The 24,646-nt window shown below is 71.9% G+C and carries 25 protein-coding genes; 10 read left to right on the top strand and 15 right to left on the bottom strand.

Annotation, left to right across the window (positions count from 1 at the left end; genetic code table 11):
* Nucleotides 1-51: 51 nt before the first annotated feature.
* Together ACIP5M_RS23505 and ACIP5M_RS23500 are read right to left on the bottom strand one after the other, a co-directional pair.
* On the bottom strand, nucleotides 52-1,014 hold the full coding sequence (locus ACIP5M_RS23505; RefSeq protein WP_401200084.1) for a hypothetical protein: 963 nt from the start codon (nucleotides 1,012-1,014) through the stop codon (nucleotides 52-54).
* An 80-nt stretch (nucleotides 1,015-1,094) separates the two neighbouring features.
* Nucleotides 1,095-1,712 carry a flavin reductase family protein gene (locus ACIP5M_RS23500; protein ID WP_401200628.1) on the bottom strand — a complete coding sequence of 206 codons (618 nt, stop codon included), beginning with the start codon at nucleotides 1,710-1,712 and terminating at the stop codon, nucleotides 1,095-1,097.
* A 268-nt stretch (nucleotides 1,713-1,980) separates the two neighbouring features.
* On the opposite strand from ACIP5M_RS23500, the gene ACIP5M_RS23495 reads away from it, so the two are divergent.
* From ACIP5M_RS23495 to ACIP5M_RS23485, 3 genes are all read left to right on the top strand, one after another.
* A complete protein-coding gene (locus ACIP5M_RS23495) occupies nucleotides 1,981-2,805 on the top strand; it encodes a hypothetical protein (protein WP_401200081.1) in 825 nt (274 codons plus the stop codon).
* A gap of 29 nt (nucleotides 2,806-2,834) precedes the next feature.
* The gene (locus ACIP5M_RS23490) at nucleotides 2,835-3,575 is read left to right on the top strand and encodes a hypothetical protein (protein WP_401200078.1); all 741 of its coding nucleotides are present in this window, start codon (nucleotides 2,835-2,837) and stop codon (nucleotides 3,573-3,575) included.
* Nucleotides 3,576-3,713: 138 nt separating this feature from the next.
* A complete protein-coding gene (locus tag ACIP5M_RS23485) occupies nucleotides 3,714-4,493 on the top strand; it encodes a VOC family protein (protein WP_401200076.1) in 780 nt (259 codons plus the stop codon).
* Between the two features lie 26 nt (nucleotides 4,494-4,519).
* On the opposite strand, the gene ACIP5M_RS23480 is transcribed toward ACIP5M_RS23485, so the two are convergent.
* The 3 genes from ACIP5M_RS23480 to ACIP5M_RS23470 form a co-directional block, all read right to left on the bottom strand.
* Nucleotides 4,520-5,326, bottom strand: a complete 807-nt coding sequence (locus ACIP5M_RS23480) for an enoyl-CoA hydratase/isomerase family protein (RefSeq protein WP_401200074.1) — start codon at nucleotides 5,324-5,326, stop codon at nucleotides 4,520-4,522.
* 237 nt (nucleotides 5,327-5,563) lie between these two features.
* Nucleotides 5,564-7,798 carry an acetate--CoA ligase family protein gene (locus ACIP5M_RS23475; RefSeq protein ID WP_401200071.1) on the bottom strand — a complete coding sequence of 745 codons (2,235 nt, stop codon included), beginning with the start codon at nucleotides 7,796-7,798 and terminating at the stop codon, nucleotides 5,564-5,566.
* A 397-nt stretch (nucleotides 7,799-8,195) separates the two neighbouring features.
* Nucleotides 8,196-9,350, bottom strand: a complete 1,155-nt coding sequence (locus ACIP5M_RS23470) for a flavin-containing monooxygenase (protein WP_401200068.1) — start codon at nucleotides 9,348-9,350, stop codon at nucleotides 8,196-8,198.
* Between the two features lie 189 nt (nucleotides 9,351-9,539).
* Here ACIP5M_RS23470 and ACIP5M_RS23465 point away from each other — a divergent pair, with 189 nt between their 5' ends.
* The 3 genes from ACIP5M_RS23465 to ACIP5M_RS23455 all read left to right on the top strand — a co-directional run bounded on the left by ACIP5M_RS23465 (nucleotide 9,540) and on the right by ACIP5M_RS23455 (nucleotide 11,263).
* Nucleotides 9,540-10,310: a maleate cis-trans isomerase gene (locus ACIP5M_RS23465; RefSeq protein WP_401200065.1), complete on the top strand. Its 771-nt coding sequence runs from the start codon at nucleotides 9,540-9,542 to the stop codon at nucleotides 10,308-10,310.
* A gap of 84 nt (nucleotides 10,311-10,394) precedes the next feature.
* Entirely contained in the window at nucleotides 10,395-10,847 is a 453-nt protein-coding gene (locus ACIP5M_RS23460; protein WP_401200064.1) for a DoxX family membrane protein, read from the top strand.
* Nucleotides 10,844-11,263 carry a Zn-ribbon domain-containing OB-fold protein gene (locus tag ACIP5M_RS23455; RefSeq protein ID WP_401200062.1) on the top strand — a complete coding sequence of 140 codons (420 nt, stop codon included), beginning with the start codon at nucleotides 10,844-10,846 and terminating at the stop codon, nucleotides 11,261-11,263. The genes ACIP5M_RS23460 and ACIP5M_RS23455 overlap by 4 nt, the downstream gene beginning before the upstream one ends.
* A gap of 4 nt (nucleotides 11,264-11,267) precedes the next feature.
* Here the strand turns inward: ACIP5M_RS23455 and ACIP5M_RS23450 are convergent, their stop codons facing one another.
* Nucleotides 11,268-11,669 carry a hypothetical protein gene (locus tag ACIP5M_RS23450; RefSeq protein ID WP_401200059.1) on the bottom strand — a complete coding sequence of 134 codons (402 nt, stop codon included), beginning with the start codon at nucleotides 11,667-11,669 and terminating at the stop codon, nucleotides 11,268-11,270.
* 556 nt (nucleotides 11,670-12,225) lie between these two features.
* Here ACIP5M_RS23450 and ACIP5M_RS23445 point away from each other — a divergent pair.
* Nucleotides 12,226-13,233, top strand: a complete 1,008-nt coding sequence (locus ACIP5M_RS23445; protein WP_401200057.1) for a TauD/TfdA family dioxygenase — start codon at nucleotides 12,226-12,228, stop codon at nucleotides 13,231-13,233.
* Between the two features lie 114 nt (nucleotides 13,234-13,347).
* On the opposite strand, the gene ACIP5M_RS23440 is transcribed toward ACIP5M_RS23445, so the two are convergent.
* The 7 genes from ACIP5M_RS23440 to leuC all read right to left on the bottom strand — a co-directional run bounded on the left by ACIP5M_RS23440 (nucleotide 13,348) and on the right by leuC (nucleotide 20,503).
* Nucleotides 13,348-14,526 (bottom strand): IS701 family transposase, encoded by a 1,179-nt coding sequence (locus ACIP5M_RS23440; protein ID WP_401200055.1) that lies wholly within the window; start codon nucleotides 14,524-14,526, stop codon nucleotides 13,348-13,350.
* 256 nt (nucleotides 14,527-14,782) lie between these two features.
* A complete protein-coding gene (locus ACIP5M_RS23435) occupies nucleotides 14,783-15,565 on the bottom strand; it encodes an L-threonylcarbamoyladenylate synthase (RefSeq protein WP_401200052.1) in 783 nt (260 codons plus the stop codon).
* A gap of 129 nt (nucleotides 15,566-15,694) precedes the next feature.
* Nucleotides 15,695-16,213: a YbhB/YbcL family Raf kinase inhibitor-like protein gene (locus ACIP5M_RS23430; RefSeq protein WP_401200626.1), complete on the bottom strand. Its 519-nt coding sequence runs from the start codon at nucleotides 16,211-16,213 to the stop codon at nucleotides 15,695-15,697.
* Nucleotides 16,214-16,414: 201 nt separating this feature from the next.
* A complete protein-coding gene (locus tag ACIP5M_RS23425) occupies nucleotides 16,415-17,773 on the bottom strand; it encodes a hypothetical protein (protein WP_401200050.1) in 1,359 nt (452 codons plus the stop codon).
* Nucleotides 17,770-18,414: an L-threonylcarbamoyladenylate synthase gene (locus ACIP5M_RS23420; RefSeq protein WP_401200047.1), complete on the bottom strand. Its 645-nt coding sequence runs from the start codon at nucleotides 18,412-18,414 to the stop codon at nucleotides 17,770-17,772. The genes ACIP5M_RS23425 and ACIP5M_RS23420 overlap by 4 nt, the downstream gene beginning before the upstream one ends.
* Complete coding sequence (leuD, locus tag ACIP5M_RS23415) at nucleotides 18,411-19,052, bottom strand: 3-isopropylmalate dehydratase small subunit (protein WP_401200623.1); 642 nt, start codon at nucleotides 19,050-19,052, stop codon at nucleotides 18,411-18,413. The genes ACIP5M_RS23420 and leuD overlap by 4 nt, the downstream gene beginning before the upstream one ends.
* 53 nt (nucleotides 19,053-19,105) lie before the next feature.
* Nucleotides 19,106-20,503 carry a 3-isopropylmalate dehydratase large subunit gene (gene leuC / locus ACIP5M_RS23410; RefSeq protein ID WP_401200044.1) on the bottom strand — a complete coding sequence of 466 codons (1,398 nt, stop codon included), beginning with the start codon at nucleotides 20,501-20,503 and terminating at the stop codon, nucleotides 19,106-19,108.
* 423 nt (nucleotides 20,504-20,926) lie between these two features.
* On the opposite strand from leuC, the gene ACIP5M_RS23405 reads away from it, so the two are divergent.
* Together ACIP5M_RS23405 and ACIP5M_RS23400 are read left to right on the top strand one after the other, a co-directional pair.
* Nucleotides 20,927-21,400, top strand: a complete 474-nt coding sequence (locus ACIP5M_RS23405; RefSeq protein ID WP_401200041.1) for a nuclear transport factor 2 family protein — start codon at nucleotides 20,927-20,929, stop codon at nucleotides 21,398-21,400.
* Nucleotides 21,401-21,414: 14 nt separating this feature from the next.
* Nucleotides 21,415-21,831: a hypothetical protein gene (locus tag ACIP5M_RS23400; RefSeq protein ID WP_401200039.1), complete on the top strand. Its 417-nt coding sequence runs from the start codon at nucleotides 21,415-21,417 to the stop codon at nucleotides 21,829-21,831.
* A gap of 71 nt (nucleotides 21,832-21,902) precedes the next feature.
* Here ACIP5M_RS23400 and ACIP5M_RS23395 read toward each other — a convergent pair whose 3' ends face one another.
* Nucleotides 21,903-22,577: a pyridoxal 5'-phosphate synthase gene (locus ACIP5M_RS23395; RefSeq protein WP_401200036.1), complete on the bottom strand. Its 675-nt coding sequence runs from the start codon at nucleotides 22,575-22,577 to the stop codon at nucleotides 21,903-21,905.
* A 136-nt stretch (nucleotides 22,578-22,713) separates the two neighbouring features.
* Between ACIP5M_RS23395 and ACIP5M_RS23390 the strand changes: the two genes are divergently transcribed.
* On the top strand, nucleotides 22,714-22,926 hold the full coding sequence (locus ACIP5M_RS23390; RefSeq protein ID WP_401200034.1) for a DUF4287 domain-containing protein: 213 nt from the start codon (nucleotides 22,714-22,716) through the stop codon (nucleotides 22,924-22,926).
* Between the two features lie 404 nt (nucleotides 22,927-23,330).
* On the opposite strand, the gene ACIP5M_RS23385 is transcribed toward ACIP5M_RS23390, so the two are convergent.
* Nucleotides 23,331-24,533, bottom strand: coding sequence for a thiolase C-terminal domain-containing protein (locus ACIP5M_RS23385; RefSeq protein ID WP_401200032.1), 1,203 nt, complete (start codon nucleotides 24,531-24,533; stop codon nucleotides 23,331-23,333).
* Nucleotides 24,534-24,646: the final 113 nt, after the last annotated feature.

Genomic DNA, 24,646 nt, shown 5'->3' with positions numbered 1-24,646 from the left:
TCAAGGTGCTGCCGACCGCCCGCCGGTCGGGCAGGACTTCGACGGCACGGCCTAAGCGCCGAGGCGCGGGTGGTCCCAGAACCGCCTGACCACCCAGGTCACGGCCAGGCCGGGGGTGAGGGAGGCGAGGAAGGCGGGCAGCCGGCGCAAGCCCGCCACCTCGAACTCCAGGGCCACCGGCAGCAGCAGGACGAGGCCGGCGAGGAGGATGGCGAGCGCCGGCAGGTGGGTGGCGGGGTGGAAGCGCCGCAGCCGGCGCAGGTCCTCCGGCTTTGCCTGGGTCTTGATCAGGGCGCCCCCGATGATGAACCACGGGCCGCCGACGATGGCGAGCATGACGAGGACGAATACGCCCATGTGCTCCGGGACGGGCCTGCTTCCCACCCCGAGCTCGGGGTGGCCGGGGGAGTAGTAGGTGTCCACGGCCATGCCGGGCTCGGGTGCCTCACGCGTGTAGGCGGCCTCCAGGGTGACGTCCCGGGGGCCGCTCTCGTATGGCACTCGGACGATCACGTCGGTGTTGTAGTAGCCGTCGGTGTCGTCGGAGGGCGGCGTGTGGTCCGGTGGACCGGTCAGCCGCACGATCGACACCTCGTGGTGCTCCCATCCCGCCCGCTGGAGCCGCTCGGCGCGGCGGCCCTCCTCGCCGGAGACGGTGAAGGCCACCACGAGCGCGGCGGCCGTGGCGAGGGGCACGCCGAAGGCGAAGACGTACCGGAGCAGGTTGCCCGGGCGGCGCGGGGCCGGCGGCTTGGCGGGCCGGGTCACCGTGGCCGGCGGCTTGTCCAGCGCCCCCCACGGGGCAGGCGGGCCCACGCGGGCCCGGTACGAGGCCACGACCCAGCATCCGGCGAAGAACGCGGAGGCGCCGGCGAGGCCCACTTCCACGGTCAGCGGCGGGTAGGGCGACACGCCGACCAGCGCGCAGGCGATCGCGCCGAGCGCGCTCGCCACCATCAGCGTGCCCGTCGTGGTGGTCCACCGGCTTCGCCCCGGTCCGTACGCGTCCCGCATGCCCCTCAAGCCCCCCGCCTGGTAGAGGTCGGCAGGATAACGGCGGGGCGCGGACGCCCGGGGGCAGGGGGGGGGCGGGGTCAGTCGGCGAGACGCCCGAAGCGGCCCTTGTGGAACAGCAGCGGTTCGCCCTCGCCGGCCGCGCCCATGGCCACGACCCGGCCCACGACGATGAGGTGGTCCCCGCCGGTGTGGACGGCGTGGATCCGGCAGTCGATCCAGGCGGGCACGTCGTCGAGCTGCGGGGACCCGGTGCCGGGGGCGGGGCTGTGCGCGACCCCGGCGAACTTGTCGGCGCCGCTGACGGCGAAGGACCGGCACAGCTCGCCCTGGTCGGCGCCCAGGACGTTGACGCAGAACACCCCGGCACGGGCGATCCGCGGCCAGGTGGTCGACGTACGGGCCACCATGAAGGTCACCAGGGGCGGGTCGAGGGAGAGCGAGGCGAAGGACTGGCAGGCGAAGCCGGCCGGCCCGTCCTCGCCCTCGCCGGGCGGGGCGGTGATGACGGTGACCCCGCTGGCGAAGTTGCCGAGCACGGCACGGAACTCGGCGGGGCTGACCGGCGCGCGCTCGTCCTCGCCCACGGCGCGCAGGTCGGGACGCGGCAGGGCGTCGACGGACTCGGGCCCCTGCTCCGGCGAGGCGGAGGTGGGGGAGCCGACTGACCTGAGGTATCGGACGACGGTGGCCGCCATCCCTGCGTGTCCCATCACACCGACGATTGAAGCTGACGGTTCGTCAGATGGGAAGGGCGGTGCAGGGTCCGCGTCGGCGGGACGGGGTGAGTGTGACCGCCGGGCGGCTGCGGTTGCGGTCGCGCCCGCCGCGCCGGGCAGGGTGCGATGGCTTGAATGCGATGGTCAACTTCCTTGTTAGCCACGGGACATGGGGTCGAGGTGGGACCCCGTGAGTGCGTGTGTACAGTCTTCGCCAACGACAAGGACGTCGGGGGCTGGGGTGGGTATGGGGAACGGTTTTCGCTACCGGGCCGAGCGCATCGCACTGGGCGCCATGGCGGTGGCAGGCATAGCGGTCCTGATCGCCGACCTCCTCGGGTGGCTCGACAAGATGGCCCCCGGGGGAGCACTCCCGAAGATCACCCTGCTCATCCTGAGCACGGTCACCCTGTTCCTCCTGATGGAGTTCGAGCGCCTGAAGGTGCTCGACACCATCAGCACGCAGATGGCCGATCTCCACGTCGACGGACTGGGCGAGTTGCGGCGCGGGCGGTTCCTCGGTGCGGTCCGGGTGCACGAGGCCTTCCCCCACGCGCCCTTCCTCGAGATGGTGAGGACGGCCCGCTGGGAGGTGTCCATCCTGCAGACGTGGATACCGAACCTGGAACTGTTCGCGAGCGAACTGGCCAAGGCCATCACCGAGCGGCGGACAGAGGTCCGCATCCTGCTCCTGCGCCCGTCGTCCCTCGCGGCCGGGCTGCGCCACGACGCGCTGGAGACCGGGGAGCCCGACAGGGAGGTGATGGACGTGGAAGGCAGCCTGCGGCTCCTGAAGTCCGTCTACGACGAGGTCCCGCCGGAGCTCCGGAACAAGCTTCAGGTCAAGCTCTACAACTCCCTGCCGTCGATCGCCGTGTACAAGACCGACGAGCGTTATCTGGTCAGCTCGTTCCTGCACGGCCGGCTCGCCATCCGGTCCACCCAGATCGAGATCGACGGCTCGGGAACCGTGATGGGCCAGGAGGTCCAGGGCGAGCTGGACAAGTTGTGGAACATCGGCCGCGACGTCGACCTGCGCGACTGGCGCATGTCAATCGACTCCATGGATTAGTGATCGGACCGGCGAGAGAGGTAACGGCCGTGCAAGAACTGGACACCTTCGAAGACGAACTGATCGAGCAGTACAGGCATCACCCGGTATTGGCGAACATCGGGCGGCTCCCGGAGGAGGACTTCGCCGCGATCCTGCTCCAGCGGCGCTTCCTGTCCCTCGCCTTCACCCCGGCCTACGACCTCGCGATCGACCTCCTGCAGGACGAGGTGGGGCTGAGGATCGCCCGCGTCATCCTGCGCGAGGAGTACCCGGACAGCCGCGGGTACACGCACTCGCACCGCGAGGACATGACGGGCGACATGCTCCGGCTCGGCGTCTCCCGGCACGACCTCGTCCACACCAGGCCGACGGCGGCCACGAAGGGCGCCATCGACGCCACCTTCGACCTGATCGCCGAAGCCGGCGCCCACGATGCCTCCGACCTGCGGCTGTTGACGATCCTGCGTTTCTGGGGAGAGATCCTGGTCTCCGTCGAGTACGGGCGCCTGTGGGAGCGCATGGGGCCCTTGCTGACCCAGGAGGGGGAGAACCGGTCGCGCTTCTACTACCCGCACTACAAGCACGATGCCAAGGCGCGCTCCCTGGCGACCGCGGGGCTGCTGTCCGTCACCCACCCGGACCGCCTGGCCACCAGGCTGCGGGAGTTCCTCGTCAACGGGGGCGAGGGGGCGGTGGACTCCTTCAAGGAAGCGGAACGGCGCTCCCTCCAGGTCAAGGTGAGCTTCTACGACCAGTTCCTGCCGGCGCTGGAACGGGTCGGAATCTGAGCGGCCGTACGCGCTTCCACCGGCTGCCTCCACACGGGTGAACCGCGGCTCGCCGTGGGGGCCGTACGCCCCCCGGCGCGCCGGGGATGGGCATCGTGGCCGGCGGACCCGTACCGCCGGACCCGTAGGAGGCATTCCATGCTCGGCACCGACTTCCGTACCGGATCACCCAACTGGCTCGACCTCGGCAGCCCCGACACCGCCGTCGCGGTCGAGTTCTACGACAACGTCCTCGGCTGGGACTACGTCTCCGCCGGGCCCGACGCGGGCGGTTACGGCTTCTTCCAGCTGGACGGCAAGACCGTCGCCGCCCTCGGGCCGCTCACCGAGGAAGGGGCCAGGTCGGCCTGGATGGTGCACTTCAACACCCCCGACATCCAGGCGAGCGCCGAGGCCGTGAAGTCCGGGGGCGGCACGCTGCGGATGGAACCCATGGACGTCATGGGCGAGGGCTGGCTCGCGCAGTGCACCGACCCGCAGGGCGCGCAGTTCGCGATGTGGCAGCCCGGGAAGACCGCCGGTCTGGGCCTGGCCTCCGCCGAGAACACGCTGGTCTGGGTGGAACTGCACGTACCGGACCCGGAGGCGGCCCTCGGCTTCTACTCCGCGCTGTTCGGATGGCGGCACACCGAGATGGAGGCGCCGGGGATGACCTACCGGGTCCTGAGCACCGCCGACGGGGACCAGCAGGACGCCTCCTTCGGCGGGATCGCCCCGCAGCAGGGGCAGGGCGAGCCGTCGCGCTGGACGCCGTACTTCCACGTCCCGGACGTCGACGCGACGGCCGCGGCGGCCACGGCGAACGGCGGATCGGTCGTCATGCCGGCGTCGGACGTCCCGGAGGTCGGGCGAATCGCGTGGCTGGCCGACCCGGCGGGGGCGGTCTTCGCCCTGCTGAAGCCCGACCCGCAGATGTAGCGGGCGGAGGCGCGAGGCCGGCGGGCTCACCTCCCCAGGTACTTGGGCGTACGGCGCTCCACGAAACTGGCCACGCCCTCGGTGGCGTCGGCCGTGGTCATGTTCACCTCCTGGGCGGTGGCCTCGGCCGCCAGCGCGGCTGCCCGGTCGCCGTCCAGGGAAGCGTTGACCAGCTGCTTCGTCATCGCGATGGCCCGAGTGGGGCCCTGTGCGAGGCGCTCCGCCCACGCGCGGGCGGTCTGCTCCAGCTCCTCGGCCGGCACCACCTTGTTGACGAGGCCCAGCCGCTCGGCGTCGGCCGCCGCGACGGCGTCGCCGAAGAACATCAGCTCCTTGGCCTTCTGCGGGCCGACCAGGCGGGGGAGCAGGTAGGCGCCGCCGCCGTCGGGGACCAGGCCGCGGCGTACGAACACCTCGATGAACCGGGCCGGTTCGGCGGCGATGACGAGGTCGCAGGCGAGGGCGAGGTGGGCGCCGATGCCGGCGGCGGTGCCGTTGACGGCGGCGATGACCGGCTTCTCGCAGTCCAGGACCGCGGTGACCAGGCGTTGCGCGCCGAGCCGGATCATGCGGGCCACGTCGCCGGCGACGCGCTCGCCGCTGCCGCCGCCTCCGCGGAGGTCCGCGCCGGCGCAGAAACCCTTGCCGGTCGCGGTGATGACGACGGCGCGGATCGCCGGGTCGGCGGAGGCGCCGGCGAGGAGCGCGATGACGCGCTCGCGGTGGGGCGGGGCGATGGCGTTCATCGCGGCGGGCCGGTTGAGGGTGATCCAGGCGACGCCGCCGTCGGTGTGGTGGAGGACCTCTTCCTCGGGGGTGGGGCTGGTGGGCATGCTCTGAACTCCCCTTCTGGGCGGGGCCGGCGCAAAGCAGCCTCGCCGGCGTTTGAGGCGCGGGGGTACGGGGGCGGAGCCCCAGTCCGGGGCCCGGGGCGGAGCCCCGGACGGGGGCTGGGGGCGGAGCCCCCGGTTTCGGGAAGGGGCGGGGTGGGGGAAGCCCCGCGCAGCGGCACGGCCTGCTCGGGCTCCCCGGCCAGCGGTACGGCTCCGTGCAGCGGGACGGCACACGGGTCAGCGGCAGATGGCCAGGGCGTCCAGGGCCACCGCCCCCTGGCCGCGGGGGAGGACCATCAGGGGGTTGATGTCCAGCTCGGACAGGGAGCCGCCCAGTTCCAGCGCCATCCGCTGGATGCGCAGGACCACCTCCACCAGTGCGTCCACGTCGGCCGGAGGTGCACCCCGTACGCCTTCCAGGAGGGCGTGCCCGCGCAGTTCGCCCAGCATGGCCCGCGCCTGGTCCTCCCCGAAGGGCGGCACCCGCACCGCCGCGTCGTGCAGGACCTCCACCAGGACCCCGCCCAGCCCCACCGTCACCGTCGGGCCGAAGAGGTCGTCCTGCGTGACCCCGACGACCATCTCCACCCCCCGCTCCACCATCTGGCACACCAGGATCCCGTCCAGCGGCACGTTCTCGTAGCGGGCGATGTCGGTCAGCTCCCGGTACGCGTCGCGGATCTGGCTCGCCGAGGTGAGGCCGATCTTGACCAGTCCCAGTTCCGTCTTGTGGGCCAGTTGCGGGCCCGAGGCCTTCATCACCACCGGGTAGCCGACCAGGCCGGCGGCCCGTACCGCGGCCGCCGCGCTCGTCACGAGCTGCTCCCGGGGCACCCGGATCCCGTACGCCCGCAGCAGCTGTTTCGCCGCGTGCTCGCTGAGCTGCTGCCCGGGCCGCATCAGGGCCTGCGCCTTGCGGTACGAGGGCGAGGGCGTGCGCGGTGCGTCCTCGAAGGGGGAGCGGTAGGCCGCGGTGAAGCGGTGGTGGCCGAGGTAGGCCCGTACGGCGGTGATGCAGTTGCCGAACGTACGGAAGGTGGCCACCCGGGAGGAGCCCAGCAGCACCCTCCGGTAGGCGTCCTCCGTGCCGACCGGGGAGCCCCAGATCACGCAGATCAGCTTGTCCGAGGCCTCCGCCGCGTCCACCAGGTCCTGGGCGAGCCGGTCGCTCATCGGGGGGAAGGGGCCGGTGATCGGGCAGATCAGGACGCCCACCGCCGGGTCGGCGAGGATCGCGTCGATGATCTTGCGGCCGCGCCAGTCGCCGACCGGGTGGCCGCCGTTGTCCACCGGGTTGGCGACGTTCAGGTACTCCGGGATCCACTGGTGCAGCTCGTCCTGCTTGGCCTGCGAGAGGGTGGGCAGGGTGAGTCCGGCCTCCGTGGCCAGGTCGGAGAAGTGGGCTCCGGTCCCCCCGGAGATGGAGTAGACGACGACCCCGTCGGCCTTGGGTGTACGGGCCCGGGCGAGCAGGGCGGCCGTGTCCTGGAGCTCGTCCAGGCCGTCGACGCGGATCACCCCGAACTGGCGCATCGCGGCGTCCACGACGGTGTCCGCGCCGGTCAGCTTCCCGGTGTGGGAGGCGGCCATGCGCGCGCCGGTCTCGGTGCGGCCGACCTTGACGGCGACGACGGGGACGCCGGCCCGCGCGGCCCGGTCGGCGGCGAGGAGGAAGGAGCGGCCGTCCTTGAGGCCTTCGACGTAGCAGGCGATGGCCCCGACCTCGGGCTGCTCGGCGAAGTAGGAGATGAAGTCGGAGGTCTCCAGGTCGGCCTCGTTGCCGGTCGGCGCCCAGTGGGAGAGCCGTATGCCGAGTTCCTGGAGGGTGTAGACGGGGCGGCCCTGGTGGCCGGACTGGGTGATCAGCGCGATGGCCGGGCCGTCGAGGTCGTCGCGGAACTGCTCGAAGGCGTTGAGGTTGGTGTTGGGACCGAGGAGGCGCAGGCCGGAGCGCTGGACGGCGGCGGAGAGCCGGGCCTGCGCGGCGGCGCCGGCGTCGCCCGTCTCGGCGAAGCCGGAGGCGAAGGCGACGGCGAACTTCACCTTGGTCTCGGCGAGTTCCTCGATGACGGGGAGCGGGTCGGCGACGAGGAGGACGGCGAGGTCCACCTGTTCGGGAAGCTCGGCCACCGAGGCGTGGCAGGGCAGGCCGAAGACGGTGGGGCGGGTGGGGTGCACGGGGTGGATCCGGGCACCGACGCGTTCCGCCCAGGCGATGAGCTGACGGGTGATGCCGGTGTTCGGTCTGCCCTCGGCGTCCGAGGCGCCGACGACGGCCACCGATTCGGGCCGGAAGAACCGGTCCAGGTCGGGCACGTCGGCGTGCAGGGGCCGTCCGCTGACGTCCACGGCGACCGCGTCCTGCGCGGTCGGTGCCGCGGTGGAGTGGACGGCCGTCCGGGGGGACTCCCCGCAGGCGTGGACACGTGCGCGGAAGTCGGTGGTGAGGGTGCCGTGAGTAGATCCAAGCATCGTTCCGCCCGCTCCTGCTCGATGAACCTCAACTCGATAGCTGACGCATAGTCAGGTTACTGAACTGACGTGCCGTCAGGAACAGGGCTGCGCAGGAAAGGTGGTGGAGGTGGTGTGTGGAACGGTGGCAGATCGGTCCGGGGCGGGTCCAGAGTGCGGTTTCGGCCGCCGGGGGGTTGGAGTCGGGGCCGGGGCCGGGGCCGGGGCCGGGGCCGGGGCCGGGGGCGGGGTCGAGGCCGGGGTCGGGGTGGGGTGTCGTCCGGGACGGGCTTCGATGTTCGGCGCCCTGGGGTGGTGATCGGTGAGGGCTCGGTTGCGCCGAAATCATCTCGTTTTAGTCCCGGACGACACCCCACCCCGACCCCGGCCCCGGCCGCGGCGCGGCGGGGGGGCGGGGTCAGGGCCTCGTGTGGAGGTGGCGGGGCAGGGACCTGGCTATTTTTTGCGCGTCCAGGGCCATCTCGCGGAACATCCCGCTGATGGGGTTGGTGTAGCCGGTGAAGTACAGGCCGGGAGCGTTCTTCGGGCTCTGCCCGCCGTGGGTGCGGGGGCGGCCGCGGTCGTCCAGTACGCCGTCCAGGTGGCCGACCAGGCCCTCCAGCGCGCGTCGGTAGCCGGTTGCCGCGATCACCGTGTCCGGGGTGATGCGGGTGCCGTCCGCGAGTATCGCGTCGCCGTTCTCGAAGCGCTCCAGGGCGGCCACCGGTTCGACCTTCCCCTTGCGTACGGCGTCGATCAGGCCGACGTCCTGGACCGGGATCGCCCCCTCCCTGACCCTGCTGTACAGGCCGGAGGTGGGCCGGGGGAGCCCGTACGCCGTCAGGTCCGGTACGGAGGCCTTGGCCACGAGCGCGCCCAGCCGGTCCACGAGGCGCACGGGCAGCCGGCGTACGAGGATCCCCGTGCGCTGCGCCGGCCAGCCGGCGGTGGAGCGGCGCACGATGTGCGGAGCGGTGCGCACGGCGAGCCGCACCCGGGCGGCCCCGCCCTCGGCGAGGTCGACGGCTATCTCGGCGCCGGTGTTGCCCACGCCGACGACGAGGACGTCCTGGCCGGCGTAGGGTGCCGGGTCGCGGTAGTCGGCGGCGTGCAGCAGCCGGCCGCCGTACGCGTCGCGTCCGGGCCAGTCGGGGAGCGCGGGCGTGTGGTTGAACCCGGTGGCGACCACGACCGCCGCCGCGGTGAGCTCCCGGCCGCCGGAGGCGTGCAGGATCCATCCGTCCCCGTCGGGTGCCTGCTCGACGCGGGTCACCTCGACCCCGGTGACCAGCTCCAGCTCGTGGAACTCCGCGTACTTCTCCAGGTACCTCACGACGTCGTCGCGCGAGACCCAGCGCCCGAAGCGGCGCGGGATGGACAGGCCCGGGAGGGCGGAGAGCCGGCGCGTGGTGTGCAGGTGGAGCCGGTCGTAGTGGCGCCGCCAGGAGGCGCCGACCGCGTCGGACTTCTCGACGACCACCGCGCGGACCCCGCGGGCGCGCAGCGCCGCCGCCACGGCGAGGCCGCCGGGGCCGCCGCCGATGACGTACACGGGGCGCGGCTGGGTGTTCATGTCAGGTGCTGTGGGGACTCCGGGCATGAGGTGTGAGCGTATCGCCACGCTGGGTTGATGGGTCTCGGACGAGGAGGGAATCGATTGCGGATCGATCACGGGTGGCGGCGTGCCCGGCGCGGCTCTGCGCCACACCGGGCGAAACACTGACAAAGTGGGGCGCCCCGGCCCCTCGGAGAGGAACGCGCGATGTGGCAGCCCGACGGGTGGGACGTCCGCGTCCGTCTCGGCGTCCTCACCCCGCACGCCGACGTCGGCCCCGAGTCGGAACTGCGCGCCATGGCCCCGCTCGGCGTGGGCCTGCACGCCGCCCGGGTGCCGTTCGGCGGGATCGGGCGGGGCGGCGCGATGGACCCCACCATCCCGCTCGCCCCCGTACGGGCCTTCGCGGAGCCGCCGGGCGTGGACGAGGCCGCCGAGCTGCTCGCGGCCGCGCCGGTGGCGGCGATCGCCTTCGCCTTCACCAGTTCCGCGTACGTCATCGGCGCCCGCGCCGAGGGGCACATGCTGGCCCGGCTGCGGGAGCGCGCGCAGGGGCTGCCGGTGGTCGCCACCTGCGCCGCCACGGTCGAGGCGCTGCGCGCCCTGGGCGTCGGGCGGCTCGCGCTCGTCGATCCGCCGTGGTTCGACGAGACGCTGAACGACCTGGGGCGCGGCTACTACGAGGAGACCGGCTTCGAGGTCCCGTACGCCGCCCCGTGCGGCCTGCCCAGCGGGCAGACGCTGATCCGGCCGGACGCCCTGCACGACTGGGTGGCCGCGCAGGTCCCCGACGCGGCCGAGGCGGTGGTCATCGGCGGCAACGGCTTCCGCGCGGTCGGCGCGATCGAGGCCCTGGAAGCGACCCTGGGCCGCCCGGTCCTGACCGCGAACCAGACCCTCCTGTGGGCTGCCCTGCGCGCGGCCGGCGCACCGGTGGAGGGCATCGACCGGTACGGCAGGCTGTTCACAACTGCCTAGGGGGCCCGAGCCCTTGCGGGATCGCCCCGGATCCGCTGAACTGACGTACCGTCAGATCAACGGCTGTGGGTGGGGTGACTGGGTATGCAGAGCATCTGGCTCAGCGGGGCCGAATGGCTCGCCGTGCTCCGGATGGGCCTCGGCCTGTGGTGGCTCGAGAGCTGGCGGCACAAGGACAAGAAGGGCTGGTTCGAGCGCGGCACCGGCATAGCCTGGGCCGCCGACGTGGCCGGCAAGCACCGCTGGCCCTTCGTGCAGAGCGGCTTCCGCAAGGTCGTCCAGCCCCGGCCCCGGCTGATGGCGTACGTCGTCGTCTACGCGGAACTCGCCCTGGGGCTCGGCCTGGTGCTCGGCGTCCTGACCCCCATCGCGCTGGTCGGCGGGCTGCTCCTGAACCTGCTGTACCTGGTGCTGATGATCCACGACTGGGCCGAGCAGGGCCAGAACGCGATGATGGCGCTCATCTCGCTGGTCTCCCTCTTCGCCATGGCCTGGCAGACATGGTCCCTGGACGCGGCGATCGGACTCTTCGTATGAGCCAGGTGCGGTACGACCTCCCCGAGGCGGACAATTTCACCCGCCCCTACTGGGCCGCGGCGGCGGAAGGCCGCCTCCTCCTGCGCCGCTGCGCGGACTGCGGCCGGGCGCACCACTACCCGCGCGAGTTCTGCCCGTACTGCTGGGCGGGGGAGGACCGCGTGACGTGGGAGGCGGCGAGCGGCCGCGCGACCCTCCACACCTGGTCGGTGATCCACCGCAACGACCTCCCGCCGTTCGGTACCCGCGTCCCGTACACGGCGGCGGTCGTGGACCTGGCGGAGGGGCCGCGCATGATGACGGAGGTCGTCGACTGCGCCGCCGCCGACCTCCGCATCGGAATGCCGCTGCGGGTCACCTTCCGCGAGGCGGCGGAAGGCACGTGGATCCCGGTGTTCACGCCGCCGGCCCCATAGGTCGTCAGTCGGTGAGGGTGACGCAGGGCAGGCCCACGCTGCTGCCCCCGCGGAAGCCCTCCGCGCACAGCCGGGTCCCCGCGGGGAAGTGCCGCTGCGGGTACGCCTGATCCCGGTAGGTCCTGAACGCGGCGACGTCCTCGGCCTTGGTGCGGGCGCTCCAGCCGTTGGTGGTCCACACGCGGGCGCTGATGCGGTTCGGCTGGTTGGTGTTGGTGACCGACACCTCCACCCTGCCCAGATAGGTGCCCGTGTCGTAGGTCTGGATGCAGACCGAGTGGTTGCACCACTTGCCGTCGGCCGCTGCGGGCGGCCCCGCGGCGATGACGCAGCCGAGCGCTGCGGCCACCGCTCCGATTCCCGAGGCGATCTTCTTGGAGAGGGAGTACACGGCTGGCGACCTCAAGCATTCTTCCTGGCCCGCGACGCGGCACGGATCCTGTCGGTCCCTGTCCACCGGGACAACGCGCGCCAAGATCACGAGTTACGCGGCGCCGCTGTCCCGCCGCGCCCGATCGGGGCGGATCGGGGCGGTGCCTTCCCTGCCCGCGCGGCCCCAAGTACAGCACCGGGAGCCGCCTGCGGTCCCGGGCGCCATGGGCGGTCCCGCCCTCTCTCTCCTCTTCGGACGGCCTTTCCGGACGGCGCCGCCGCGTCGCCCGGGAAGGCCGTTCCCCTTTCGGGCCGGACACGCCGTTCGGAAGGCGCGGCGCCTTTTCCTACAGGAGAAGAAAGTTCTGCACGTCAAGACTCTTCTTCGCCTGAATTCGGGGCCGTACGCCGGTATTTGGATACGTTGATTGAGGCCTCAAGAGGGCGACAGAGAAGTCGCCTGGGTGCATTCGATGGGAGCTCCGGGCACAACCCGTCTCCGCAGCGCCCCAGGCCGACGATCAATGCCGTGATGCTGCACCGGGAATCCCGGTGCAGCATGTCTCCGAATACCAGAGGACTCCTGCCACATGAAAGCGATTTACACCTTCTCGGATGCCGAGCGTAGCGACCTCGCGAATTCGCTGACCTATCTCGGAGCCAATCCCTACCAGGATTACGAGAAGTTCCGCTACGCGATCGAAAACCTCATCGCCGACGAGCGCGTGCCGGCCGGCTTCGTGGCCGCCTGCCGCGAGATGCGGAGTCAGCGCGAAGCCAAGGTGACCTACGCGCATGTGGTGTCCAACTGCCCGCTGGACGCCGACATCCCGGTGTTCGACCAGGCGAACCCGGTGGACGACAAGTACCTCCAGAAGGAGACCTTCGTCGGCGAGGGCGTGCTCGAACTCCTCGCGCAGCTCACCGGCACCCCGCTTCTCTCCTACGCCACGCGCAACAACGGCGACTTCTTCCACGACGTGTACGCCGACAACCGGTACAGCGGCACCCAGACGCAGAAGACGGACTGGGAGCTGTACTGGCACAACGACCGTACGGCGCACCCGGTCCGGGCCGACTACCTCGCCCTGCTCGGCATGCGCTGCCCCACGGACGACCTCGTCTACACGAAGTACGTGGACGGCCGCGAACTGCTGAAGTTCATCTCTCCCGAGAACCAGGAACTCCTGCGGGACAAGGCGTTCATCACCCCCTACGACGAGCTCTCCCGGGCCTCCAACCAGAACCAGCAGGTCTCCGACTTCCACGCCGTCCTGGAGAACGAGCACAGCTTCCGGTACTACGACACCCGGACCATGCCCGCCGACTCCTCCTCGGCGCCGCACTACGAGGCGCTGCGCCAGTTCCGCGACGCGCTCGCCAAGAGCCGCGAGCAGTACCACCGCATCCAGGAGGGCGACCTGCTGGTCATAGCCAACCAGGACGGCCTGCACAGCCGCCAGATGGTGGACATCCAGCACTTCGAGACCACGCGGCTGCGCTGGCTCCTGAAGACGTACGCCTTCCGTGACGACGCCGCCGCGGACGCCCACGAGGACATGTGGCTCGAGGGAGTGCGCGGGCGCGTACTGGACTGACCGCACCCGCACGGGGCCGGTCCTGCGGCATCCCGTGACGGTCGGGGCGGCGGCGACGCGTGGCGAAGGGGCCGGGCGTCGCCGCCGCCCTGTGGGGACGGCCCCCGGTGCCGCCTACAGCGTCTCGGCGACGCGTGCCGGCGGCCCCAGGAGCACGGGCGGCGACGGCTCCCAAGGGGCTGTGCCGCCCAAGGCATGTCCACCGGCCTGCACGGCCAGGAACCCCGCCGCCAGCTGGGCGAGCGTGATGTGCCGGTACCAGCCGTGCCAGGAGCGCACCCGGTACGCCCCCAGTCCGCAGCGCTCGCCGGCCCCGGCGAGCGCGTTGCGGCCGTGCCGCCAGGCCGCGACCACCGCCGCCAGGTCGTCGAGGGAGATGTGTACCGGGCCGCGCGCGATGAAGTAGCGCTGCGACTGGAGGTCCCCCGACCGCCGGCAGGCGACGAGCCAGCGCGCCCTGCCGCCGGGCCGCGCGGCCGCCTGTTCGTGCACCGGCACCGGCTCGGACGGAATGCGGCGCACCCACCACTCCCAGGGCCCCGTGTCCACCGCGTTGGATCCGACGGCGAGGCGGTCCCAGTCCGCTGCCTTGGCGTACCGCTGCACCAGCCGGGACACCCGGCGCCAGCCCGGATGGGGCAGCACCGGATGGTCCGGGGGCACCCCCACCACGTGGGGGATGTCCTGGCCCTCCAGGAAGGCGCAGAAGGCCTGGTCGCAGCCCAACTGCGCATCGGCCACGACCCACATGCCCGCCGCGGCGCCACGGGGGGCGTCCGCCCGGAACCGCTGGACGATGCGGCGGGCGAGCTCGGCCTTCGATACGTGGCGGACGTCGTCCGGGATGTGCGCGTTGCGCCGCCGGACCGGATCCGCGTCCCAGTCGGACGGCAGGTACAGCTCCCGGTCGACCAGGGCGGTGCCCGCCTGCGTCGACCACGAGGCCATGACGCCGATCTGGCAGGAGGCGGCGCCGCCGAGCACCTCGGAATACTGCCGGGCGACCCCGGCCGAAGCGCTGCCCTTCTTCCGGAATGCGGTCTCGTCCAGGACGAGGACACCCGGTCCGCCGCCGGTCGCCAGTCCCTCCACGACGTAGCGCGCGGTGAAGTCGCGCAGGGTGTCGGCGTCCCATACGGAACGGCCCAGCAGGTGCTGGTGGACCCAGAAGGCGCCGCTCGCCGTCGCCGCGGGAAGAATACTGTCCGATCGCGTGACCCCCCCGAGCAGGGAGCGGACGTATTCCTGGGCGTGATGTCTCAGGTCGGACCGGGAGAAGAACTGCGATCCCACCTGTTCCAGGAGCTCGTCAAACCGCTCCCCCCACTCTTCTGCGGCTCTCTGCGCCGGTGTGACATCCGACGGTGCGAGCCATTCTGCCTGTATGTGCATTGCGGATTTCAACTCCCCCCTAGAGCCGATCTCAGCGCCGTACGGCCGAGGAGGATGTCGCGGGTCGGGCGACATCCGTAAGCCCTCGGCCGTGTGGCGGCGAATCCGTACCGGGGGCCAGGACGCGTGCGCGCCAGGGCCCCCGGACGGCCCCTTCTCAGTAGTACTCGCCGTGGCGGTAGTCCCACGAGGGAAAGATCTCCGACAGGTTCTCCATGATCGCCGGGTAGTCGAGGCCGCGACGGATCAGCACCGGAGCCGGGGAGACGGAGCGCTCGCCCTTCTGCACGGGGACGAGCGCCCCGTCGGCGTCGACCATCGACACCATGACGCCCTGCTCGTGGCGGGTGAGCTCGTCCTTGCCGGGCTGGATCGATGCGACGTAGTCGTCAGCGGAGACGATGAAGTCCGCCTCCTCCTCGATGCGCGTGCCGATGCCCTCGACCCGGCCCCTGTTCCCGACCCCCGAGGGGTTGGCGGAACTGGCGAAGACGAGCCGCCGCTCGGCCCACAGCCGCTCGACCAGCTGCTCGGCCGGCCGCCCGAAGCGGATCACGAAGCAGCTGGTCCCGCGGGTGTCGGTGGCCAGCTCGCGGGTCGTCTCGTCGGGGAACAGCGCCAGGGCCTCCTCCCGCCACGGCAGGATGCATCCGAGCAGTACGTCCTGCTCCCAGTGCTGCTCGTAGAAGGCCAGGACCTCCTCGTTCAGCTCGGCCAGTTCCTTGAGCTGGTCGAGGTCGGCGCACAGCACGACACCGGGCTTGTTGCGGTTGCGGCGCTTGGCTTCGAACTTGCGCTCCAGGCCGCGGCCGTCGGTGGTCATCAGGATGTATCCGACCTTGGTCGCGCAGACGACCAGGCCGCCCGGCGCGGACAGGGCCTCCAGGGCCTCGGGTACGGGCTCTCCCTGCCAGGGGCCCCGCGGGGTGTTGCTCGGCATCGGAAATCTCGCTCATCTCTTGGGGTGCGCGTACGGACGTACGCGGATGCGGGTGGTGAAAGGGGCGGCCGTGAACGGCGGGGCGGTGGCGGGCCGGCGCCCCGCCGCGAAGCCGCCGGGCGGGAGGTCCTACTCGCCGTGCGCGACGGTACGGGCGAGGCCGGTGATGGTGCCACGGGCCAGGGAGTTGACTGTCAAGTGGAAGCCGACGAGCGGAGCCGGGGTCTGCTCGTCGACCGGCAGCTCGGCCACGCCCAGCGCGTGGACCGCGAAGATGTAGCGGTGCTCCCTGTCCCCCGCGGGCGGGGCGGCGCCCACGAACTCGAGGGAGCCGAGGTCGTTGCGCAGGATCCGGCCGGCTCCGGGCTCCCCGCCCGCCGGGAGGCTGTGCACGTGCGGGGGGATGTCGGCCAGGACCCAGTGCCAGACGCCGCCCGGCGTGGGGGCGTCCGGGTCGAAGCAGGTCACCGCGTAGGACGCGGTGCCCTCGGGACCCGGCTCCCAGGCGAGGGCGGGGCTGGTGTTCCCGCCGGCGGCCAGCTGGGCCTCGGACAGCCGCTCGCCGTGGCGGACGTCGTCGGAGGTGAGCTTCAGCGGGGGCAGCGGCGGGAGGAAGTCGTAGGGGTCGGGCGGGGTGGGACGGTTCAGCACCGGTGTGCTCCTTGGGATCGTCGGTCGCGCCGGGGCCCGGCCGCGTCGAGCGGGCGGGACGTGCGGCGGACCCGGGTACGGGTCGGAAGTGGTGGGGGCAGCGGAGGTACGCGGCCGAGAGGTACGCGGGCGCCGGGTGGTGGCGCGCCCACACTCGGGAGGCCGTGACGTGGTCCTGCCGCCGCCGTGCGAAGGGCGTCAGCCGCGGACACCCGAGGCGGCGGGAGCGGAGCCGGAGTCGGAGCCGGAGCCGGAGCCCGAGCCCGTGCCGGCGTCCGCGTCGGCTTCCGCTCCGGCGGAGGCGGCACCGGCGGTGACGGGTGGTCGGGAATCGCCCCCCGCGCCCCCGGTCGCCTCCTGCGGACGGCGCGCCACCAGCCGGGCCGCGACCGCCTGGCCGGCGACCACGAGCAGGGCGCACCCCGCCACGGCAGTCGGGACACTGCCGCCGGAGCCGAGCCACAGGCCCGCGCCGATCAGCAGGAACGCCTGGACCAGGCCCTGGCGCCGCTCCAGCCCGCGGGTCACCCGCTGCCGCTCGGCGTCCGGCAGTCCGGCCATCGCCGGTCCGAGGAACCCCATCGTCGTGGGCCGTACGGTGCCGCCCGCCAGGCCCAGCAGCGCGGTGCCGCAGGCGGTGGCGGCCAGCCCGCCGGGTACGAGGAGGAGCAGACCGAGCACCATCGCCCCGCTGCTGAGCCAGAAGAGGGTCGTCGCCGAGTACCGGCGCTGCCAGGCCAGGGACAGCCGTACGGACAGCAGCCCGCACAGGGTGTACAGGCCGAGCACCGCGCCGAACAGCGTCACCGACAGCCGGGCCCCGAAGAAGAGCAGCAGCGGCAGCAGGAAGGTGTAGGCGGTCAGCAGCACGGCACGGGACACCGAGTAGTACGAGGCCCAGAGCCGCACCTGCCAGGGCAGTTCCCGGGCGGGCCCGGCCGTCGCCGCCGCCCCGCCTCCCGATGCCGCCGCCCCGGAGCGCAGTCCGCCGCGACCGTCCTGCCCGCCGCGGCCGCCCGGCAGGGCGAGGAGCGCGGCGAGGGCGCAGCCCAGCGCCGACAGCAGGAAGGGGGCCCGGTCGTACTGGGCATAGGCCACCGCGCCGAGGACGCCGGCGGCGAAGGAGATGAGGAACATGCCGGCCTGGGTGCGCGCCTCCCGTGCGCGGAAGCGCTCGCCCGAAAGCAGGGTGGAGGCGAGGGCCGCGTCCGTCCCGGCGGTCAGGCAGAACCCCAGGCCGGAGAGCACCTGGGAGACGACGGCGGTGCCCGCGGAGACCGGCGCCAGCAGCACCAGCAGGCCGACCAGTTTGACGGCCTCCCCGACCACCAGACATCCCGCCAGCGACAGCCTCCGCCGGAGCGGGGCCACCACGTGGTCCCCCAGGGCGGCGGTCACTCCGTAGAGGGCGAGCAGCGCCGCCGTGGCCAGCGGGCCGAAACCCTGCTGGGTGAGGAAGACGACGACGATCGGCAGGTGGAAGTAGGCGCGGGAGACGATGCGGTAGGCCTGCACCCGCGTCGCGTACCGGCCCTGCTCCCTCCCGGGTCCGTTCATCGCCCCAGACCCGGCAGGTACGGGGCGATCTCCTCGGCCGGCAGATCGCCCTGGCGGACGATGGAGGGCGTGTCCAGCAGGCTGACGATGGTGCTGCTGCGGGTGGCCTTCGAGGGGGCTTCGGCCCGGATGATGAGGTCGCAGTGCCCGCCGATGTGCTCGTAGGCGATGTCGAAGGTGACCAGGCCCTCGTCCATGGTGCCGCTGATGTTCGCGGAGGTGGCGGCGATCGCCAGCCCGCTGTAGATCGACAGCTGGTTCAGCGTGGGGCTGACGTTGTGGACGACGGACACGGTGTCCTTGCCGGAGGTGACCCAGTCCGGTACGAGCTCCCGCTTGCGCATGATGAGGTTCAGCGGCCCCGGCCAGAAGCGCTCCACCAGCGCCTCCATGTCGACCCCTTCGGGCCGGCGGGCCCAGCGCACCCAGTCCGAGGGACTGGAGACGAAGAGGGTCAGCGGCTTGCCGCCGTCGCGGCGCTTCATGTCGTACAGGCGCCCGCAGGACTGCTCCAGGAACGGGTTGCAGAAGATGCCGTAGTTGGTGTCGGTCTGGGCGGCCACGACCGCCCCCGCCCGCAGGGCGTCGCCGGCCCGGCGGATGCCGTCGCCGTCGGCCGCGTCGATGATCTCCGCGCTCATGCGACCTCCACCCCCGAGTCCTCGAAGACGTCCGCGACCTGTCCGTTGGTGCGCGGCATCCAGAACGGCCGCGCCGCCTCGTGCCGGCTGATGGACTGCTCGGCCTCGGCGGCCAGCCCGATCAGGTCCAGGCCGTGCGTGAGCCGGTAGCGCGCCCCTTCGTCCAGGAAGAAGGGCTCCGCGTCCACGCCCGCGGCCTCACAGGTGACCGTGGTCGTCAGCAGGTCGATGGTCACCGGGGCCGTCGCGTCCGCGGTCACCGCGTCCATGATCTTCCGGGTGGCGGCGGCGCCGAGCGTGACGGGCACCAGGCCCACGTTCGGCAGGTTGTTGCGGAAGATGTCGGCGAAGCTCGGCGCGATCACCGCCTTGAAGCCGAAGTCGCGCAGCGCCCAGGGCGCGTGCTCGCGCGAGGAGCCGCAGCCGAAGTTGGGGCCGGACACCAGTACGGTGGCTCCCGCCCGCTCGGGACGGTTCAGGACGAACTCCGGATCGCGGCGCCACTTCTGGAACAGTCCGCCCTCAAAGCCGGTCCGTTCGACCCGCTTCATCCACACGGCCGGGATGATCTGGTCCGTGTCCACGTCGGAGGCGTCCAGCGGGACGGCCCGTCCGTGAATCGTCTCTATCTTTTCCATCATTGATCCTTCGTCAGAAATGCGTCACGGGCCGGCGGGGTGTCGGCAGCTCTTCAGGCGACGTCCGCACTGCCCGCCAGGTGACCGAGCAGGGCGGTCGCCGCGGCGGTCTCGGGGGAGACCAGGTGGGTACGGGCCCCCGGCCCCTGCCGTCCCTCGAAGTTCCGGTTGGAGGTGGAGGCGGAGTGGGTGCCGGCCGGCACCCGGTCGCCGTTGACCGCGATGCACATCGAGCAGCCGGGGTTGCGCCACTCGAAACCGGCCTCCGTGAAGACGCGGTCCAGCCCTTCGGCCTCCGCCTGCCTCTTGATGTGTTCCGAGCCGGGCACGACGAGCGCCGTCACGTCGGGGGCCACCTTCCGCCCCTCGACGACGGCTGCGGCCGCCCGCAGGTCCTCCATGCGCCCGTTGGTGCAGGAGCCGATGAAGACGGTGCGGATGGGGACGTCGGCCAGGCGCTGGCCCGCCTCCAGCCCCATGTAGTCGAGGGCCCGGCGGCCGGCCTCGCGGGCCACCGGATCGGTCATGGTCTCGGGGTCCGGGACCCGCCCGCCGACCTCGATCGCCTGGCCCGGGTTGATGCCCCAGGTGACCATCGGGCGCAGCCCGTCCACGTCGACCACGACCTCGTGGTCGAACTCGGCGTCCGGGGCACTGCGGTACGCGGCCCAGGCCTCCTTGGCCCGCTCCCAGTCCTCACCCCGGGGAGCTCGGTCACGCCCCTCCAGGTAGGCGAAGGTCGTCTCGTCGGCGGCGATCATCCCGCTGCGCGCACCGGCCTCGATGGCCATGTTGCACAGGGTCATCCGGCCTTCCATGCTCATGCGCTCGATGGCCTCCCCCTGGAACTCGATGAGGTGACCGGTGCCGCCGTCGGTGCCGATGGCGCGGATGACCGCCAGGGCGATGTCCTTGGCGGTGGCCTCGGCGGCGGGCGTCCCCTCGAGGAGGACGCGCATGCTCTTGGGCTTGGCGATGCGCAGCGTCTGCGTGGCCAGTACGTGCTCGACCTGGCTGGTGCCGATGCCGAAGGCCACCGCACCGAAGGCTCCGTGCGTGGCGGTGTGACTGTCGCCGCACACGATCAGCATGCCGGGCAGGGTCAGGCCCATCTGCGGACCGATGACGTGCACGATGCCCTGCCCGAGGCTGTTCATGGGGTGCAGCTCCACCCCGAACTCGCGGCTGTTGCGGATCTGGAGCGCCAGCTGGCGGCGGCCGATGGAGTCGCTCAGCGGAACGCGCCGGCCGCGGGTCGGGACGTCGTGGTCCGCGGTGGCGATGGTCAGGTCCGGGCGGCGCACCTTGCGGCCCGCCTCCCTGAGCCCTTCGAAGGCCTGAGGGGAGGTCAGTTCGTGCAGCAGATGCATGTCGACGTAGACGAGCTCATCGCCGGTCCCGTCGATGGTGTGCTCCGCCCAGATCCGCTCCAGCAAGGTGTTCCTGACCACGGCCGCCTCATCTCACATTGTGAACTTTCGTGATTACATTTCGAGAAGCTAGCAAGGGGTAAATCCCCAACTCACCTGCCTTTCAAGGACTGAGATGCATAACCGCAGGTGCTTCCCCAAGCTGTAGATAGCCGTTTCGGGCACCGGACCCCCGCCCATCGGTACGCCGCCGAAATGGCCGCCGGGCGGACACTGCTCAGCCCCCCGCAGTGGCACCGACCTGCACAAACACCCGTGCGGCCGCCGAACCGACGGCCCCCTCGCCCGACCGCGGCTCCTGTCCGCGCGCGCCCCTTCAGACGGCTCGGGATGAGGAAATCGGGCCTGCATTTCGACCGCGACGGCCACGAATCGAGCCCCGGCCGCGCTGAATCCGTGCGTATCAGAGCCGGAAGTCTGTCAAGTCAGCGATAGTGGTTGATCATGAATACCGAGACCCTTGCCCCCGTGGAACTCCTGCTCGCCGAGCGGGCCTGTGAGCGACTGATCGTCGAGTTCGTCCACCGGCTCGACCTAGGGGACCCGAGCTCGGTCGCGGACCTGTTCACGCCGGACGGAAGCTGGGTGTGGCCTGCCGGCGATCGTCGCATCGACGGCAGGCGGGCTCTTCGTGACTACTTCGGCGGCCGGCCCGCGGACCGGCTGTCACGCCGTATGTGCACCAACATCCTCGTCACCGTGACCTCTCCGGAGACGGCCGCGGCCACCACCTACTTCGCCACGTACCGGGTCGACGGCTACGCCGAGGGCCTGGTGCCTCCCCGACCCCCGGCTCAGGTGGGGCACTACGAGGACACGTTCCGCAAGGTGGACGGAAGCTGGCTGCTCGCCACCCGGACCTTGTTCCTGTCCTTCGCCGGTCCCACGGAACGCGTGGGCCGGCCCGCCTCGTCGTAAGGGATGGGACAGTAATGATCGCGGACCACTACCTCGGACACCTGCTCGACAGGGTTCCCGAGACCAGGCCCTTCCTGGAGGAGGAGGACGGACCGATCGAGGCGCTGCCGGCCTCGGACACCGACCTGAACCTCTACGCGATCCTGCTCGACGGGCTGGTCAGGCCCGTTCTCCAGCCCGCCCTGGCGGCGCCGGAGCGGGACGAGGACCTGCTGCGGCGGTGCTTCGGCTTCGTCGAGGAGGTCTATGAGGTGGACACCGAGTTCACCCGCGGCGCGGTGTACTTCCAGGTCCTGGAGAGCCTCCTCGACGCCAGGGAGTACCTGGTCAACGCGGTCCCGTTCCTGCGGGGAAACCTCAGGGAGCCCGTGTCCAAGATGCTCAGGAACTATGAGGTCGAGGGCTACGAGGACGGCCTGCCGCCCCTCTGACCGGGAGCGGTGGCGGTACGGAAGGAAAACGCCGAAGTGTCGGTCGGTCGAGGAGAAGTCCGGCTGGAGTACTAGGGCCAGAGCAGCTCCTGCACCCAGCCGCCCTCAGCGTCGCGCCGGTACCGCAGCCGGACGTGGCGGCGGGCGGCGTCACCCTGGAAGAACTCCACCTCCGAGGGCTCCAGCACGTACCGCGTCCACGTTGGGGCCGGCGCGTCCGGCTCGGCCCCGGCCCGCTCCCACGCGGCCGCCGACACCCGCGCCAGCTCCTCGACGGAGCCGAGCACCTCACTCTGCCGCCCCGTCAGAGCAGCAGCCAGAGCCCCGCGCGACCGCGCGGCCAGGTCCGCCCGGCTCTCCTCCGGCCCGCGCGCCACGACCCGCCCCCGAATCCGCACCTGCCGCCCCACGGCCGCCCAGTAGAACCCGAGCGCAGCCTCCGGCCGCCCGGCCAGCTGCCTGCCCTTGGCACTGCCGGAGTGCGAGGCGAAATGCCACCCCCGCCCATCGGCATCGTGGAGCATCAGCGTCCGCACGTCGGGCCGTCCCTCCGCATCCACGGTCGCCAGACTCATGGTGTGCGGCTCCACCTGCCCGGCCCCCGCGGCCTGCACGAACCACTCCCGAAACAGCGCCAACGGCTCCCCGGGCGCCTGCCCGACATCGAATCCCGGAAGCGGCCCGTCCCACACGCGCAGGGAGTGCAGCACGTCGCGAAACGCCTCACCACTGATCTCACGGCTCATGCGCCCAGGCTAGAACGCCCCGGCAGACCAGGACCCACCCCCCAACCCGCGTGACCCACGCCACAGAAGCGAGACCGATGAGTTCTCGCCCCTCCCCGAGTCATACATGCGACGGCACCACAACGAAGGAGACTCCATGGCTGAAACAGCGAAGGGCCCGGCCGCCTACTTCCCCTCGATCGAGAAGAAGTACGGCCGCCCGATCGCCGAGTGGCAGGACCTCATCCGGACTTCCCCGCTGACCAAGCACATGGAACTCGTCTCCTGGCTCAAGACCGAACACGGCCTCGGCCACGGCCACGCCAACGCCCTGGTCGCCCACACGCGAGCCGCAGACGCCGAGAAATGAGGAGCACGTAGCGATCAGACGCGGCTCCGGGCCCCGGCGCCGGCCGGCAGGCGTCAGGGGCCTTGGCCGGTCTGGGGGAGCGTGCCCGCACCTCGCCGGCGGGCCCGTACAGGGGCATGGACCCGGTGACCGTTCTTTTGGGGGCTTCCCGGCTGTCTTCGAACGTTCCGGTTCGGGTCGGTCGGTCAAGGGTGGCCGCAGGCCATCGCGAAGCGACGCGACGACGAAGGAGGAGCGCCCTTGAGGGACCGGCCCGAACCGGAAGACGCTGAGACGGCCGGGAACCACCAGCCCCTTCCCGACCCCGTCGGCGCGGGTCCCGCCGCCCTGCGCCGGCGGTGAGAGGGGGCGAAGGCCCCGCCCGACCGAAGCTCCCAAACCAGCACCCCCTCACCCCGCACCCCTCACCCCCGCCCCAGAATCACCGTCCCCGACGAGCAGAACCAGCCGCCCGTGCCCGAGGCCACGGCCACCTCCGGGAGGCGGCCGCCGGGCTTGGTCACCTGGCCCGCGCCCGCCTCGCCGCGGAGCTGGCGGACCGCCTCGACCAGGAGGAACAGCCCCCGCATTCCGGGGTGACAGGCCGAGAGGCCGCCGCCGTCCGTGTTGACCGGGAGTTCCCCGTCGCGCAGGAGCCGGCCCTTCTCCACGAAGGCCCCGCCCTCGCCCTTCGCGCAGAATCCGAGGTCCTCCAGGGTCACCAGGGTCATGTACGTGAAGGCGTCGTAGATCTCCGCCACGTCCACGTCCGCCGGGGTGAGCCCGGCCCGCTCGAAGGCCAGCCGTCCCGAGACCGCCGCCGGGGACACCGTGAAGTCCTCCCACTCCGACATCGTGGTGTGGGAGACCGAGGTCCCCGCCCCCAGGACCCACACCGGAGCTTTCGCCGTGTCCGGTACGTAGTCCTCCGCCGCCAGGAGCACCGCGCAGCCGCCGTCCGAGCGGATGCAGCAGTGCAGCTTCGTGAAGGGATCCGCGATCATCTCGCCCCCCAGCACGTCATCCACCGTGATGGGATCCCGGAACATCGCGTCCGGGTTCGTGCCCGCGTTCGCCCGCGCCTGCACGGCCACCGAGGCGAGCTGCTCCAGCGTCGTCCCGTACTCGTGCATGTGGCGGCGCGCGGCCATCGCGTACTTGGAGACCAGCGTGTGCCCGTACGGGACCTCGAACTGCAGTGGTCCGCGCGCCCCGAACGAGAGGTTCGAGGTCCGCCGCCGGGCCTTGATGTCGGCCCGCGCCGTGGACCCGTACACCAGCAGGACGGCGTTGGCGTGCCCCGCGGCGATCGCGTCAGCGGCGTGGGCGGCCATCACCTCCCAGGTCGAGCCGCCCACCGAGGTGGAGTCGACCCAGGTGGGCCGCAGTCCGAGGTACTCGGCCACCTCCACCGGCGCGAGGATGCCGAGGCCGGCGGAGGCGAAGCCGTCGATGACGGAGCGGTCCAGGCCGGAGTCGGCCAGGGCCCGCCGGGCGGCCTGCGCGTGCAGGGCGTAGGGGGTGGGGCCGTCCACCCGGCCGCAGTCGCAGAGCGCCACGCCGACCACGGCGACCCTGCGGCGGGGGGATGCGGGTGCGGATCCGGGTCCAGGTGTGAGTCCAGGCATGAAAGGAAGGTACATCTGACGCCACGTCAGATGATAGCCCGGGGGCACCCCAGCACCCCAGCACCCCAGCACCCCAACACCCCAACACCCCAACACCCCAGCGCCCCAACCCT

The sequence above is a fragment of the Streptomyces sp. NPDC088762 genome (assembly GCF_044750905.1).
In the GTDB taxonomy this organism is placed as follows: Bacteria; Actinomycetota; Actinomycetes; order Streptomycetales; family Streptomycetaceae; genus Streptomyces.
This window is presented reverse-complemented; position numbering and strand designations above follow the sequence as displayed.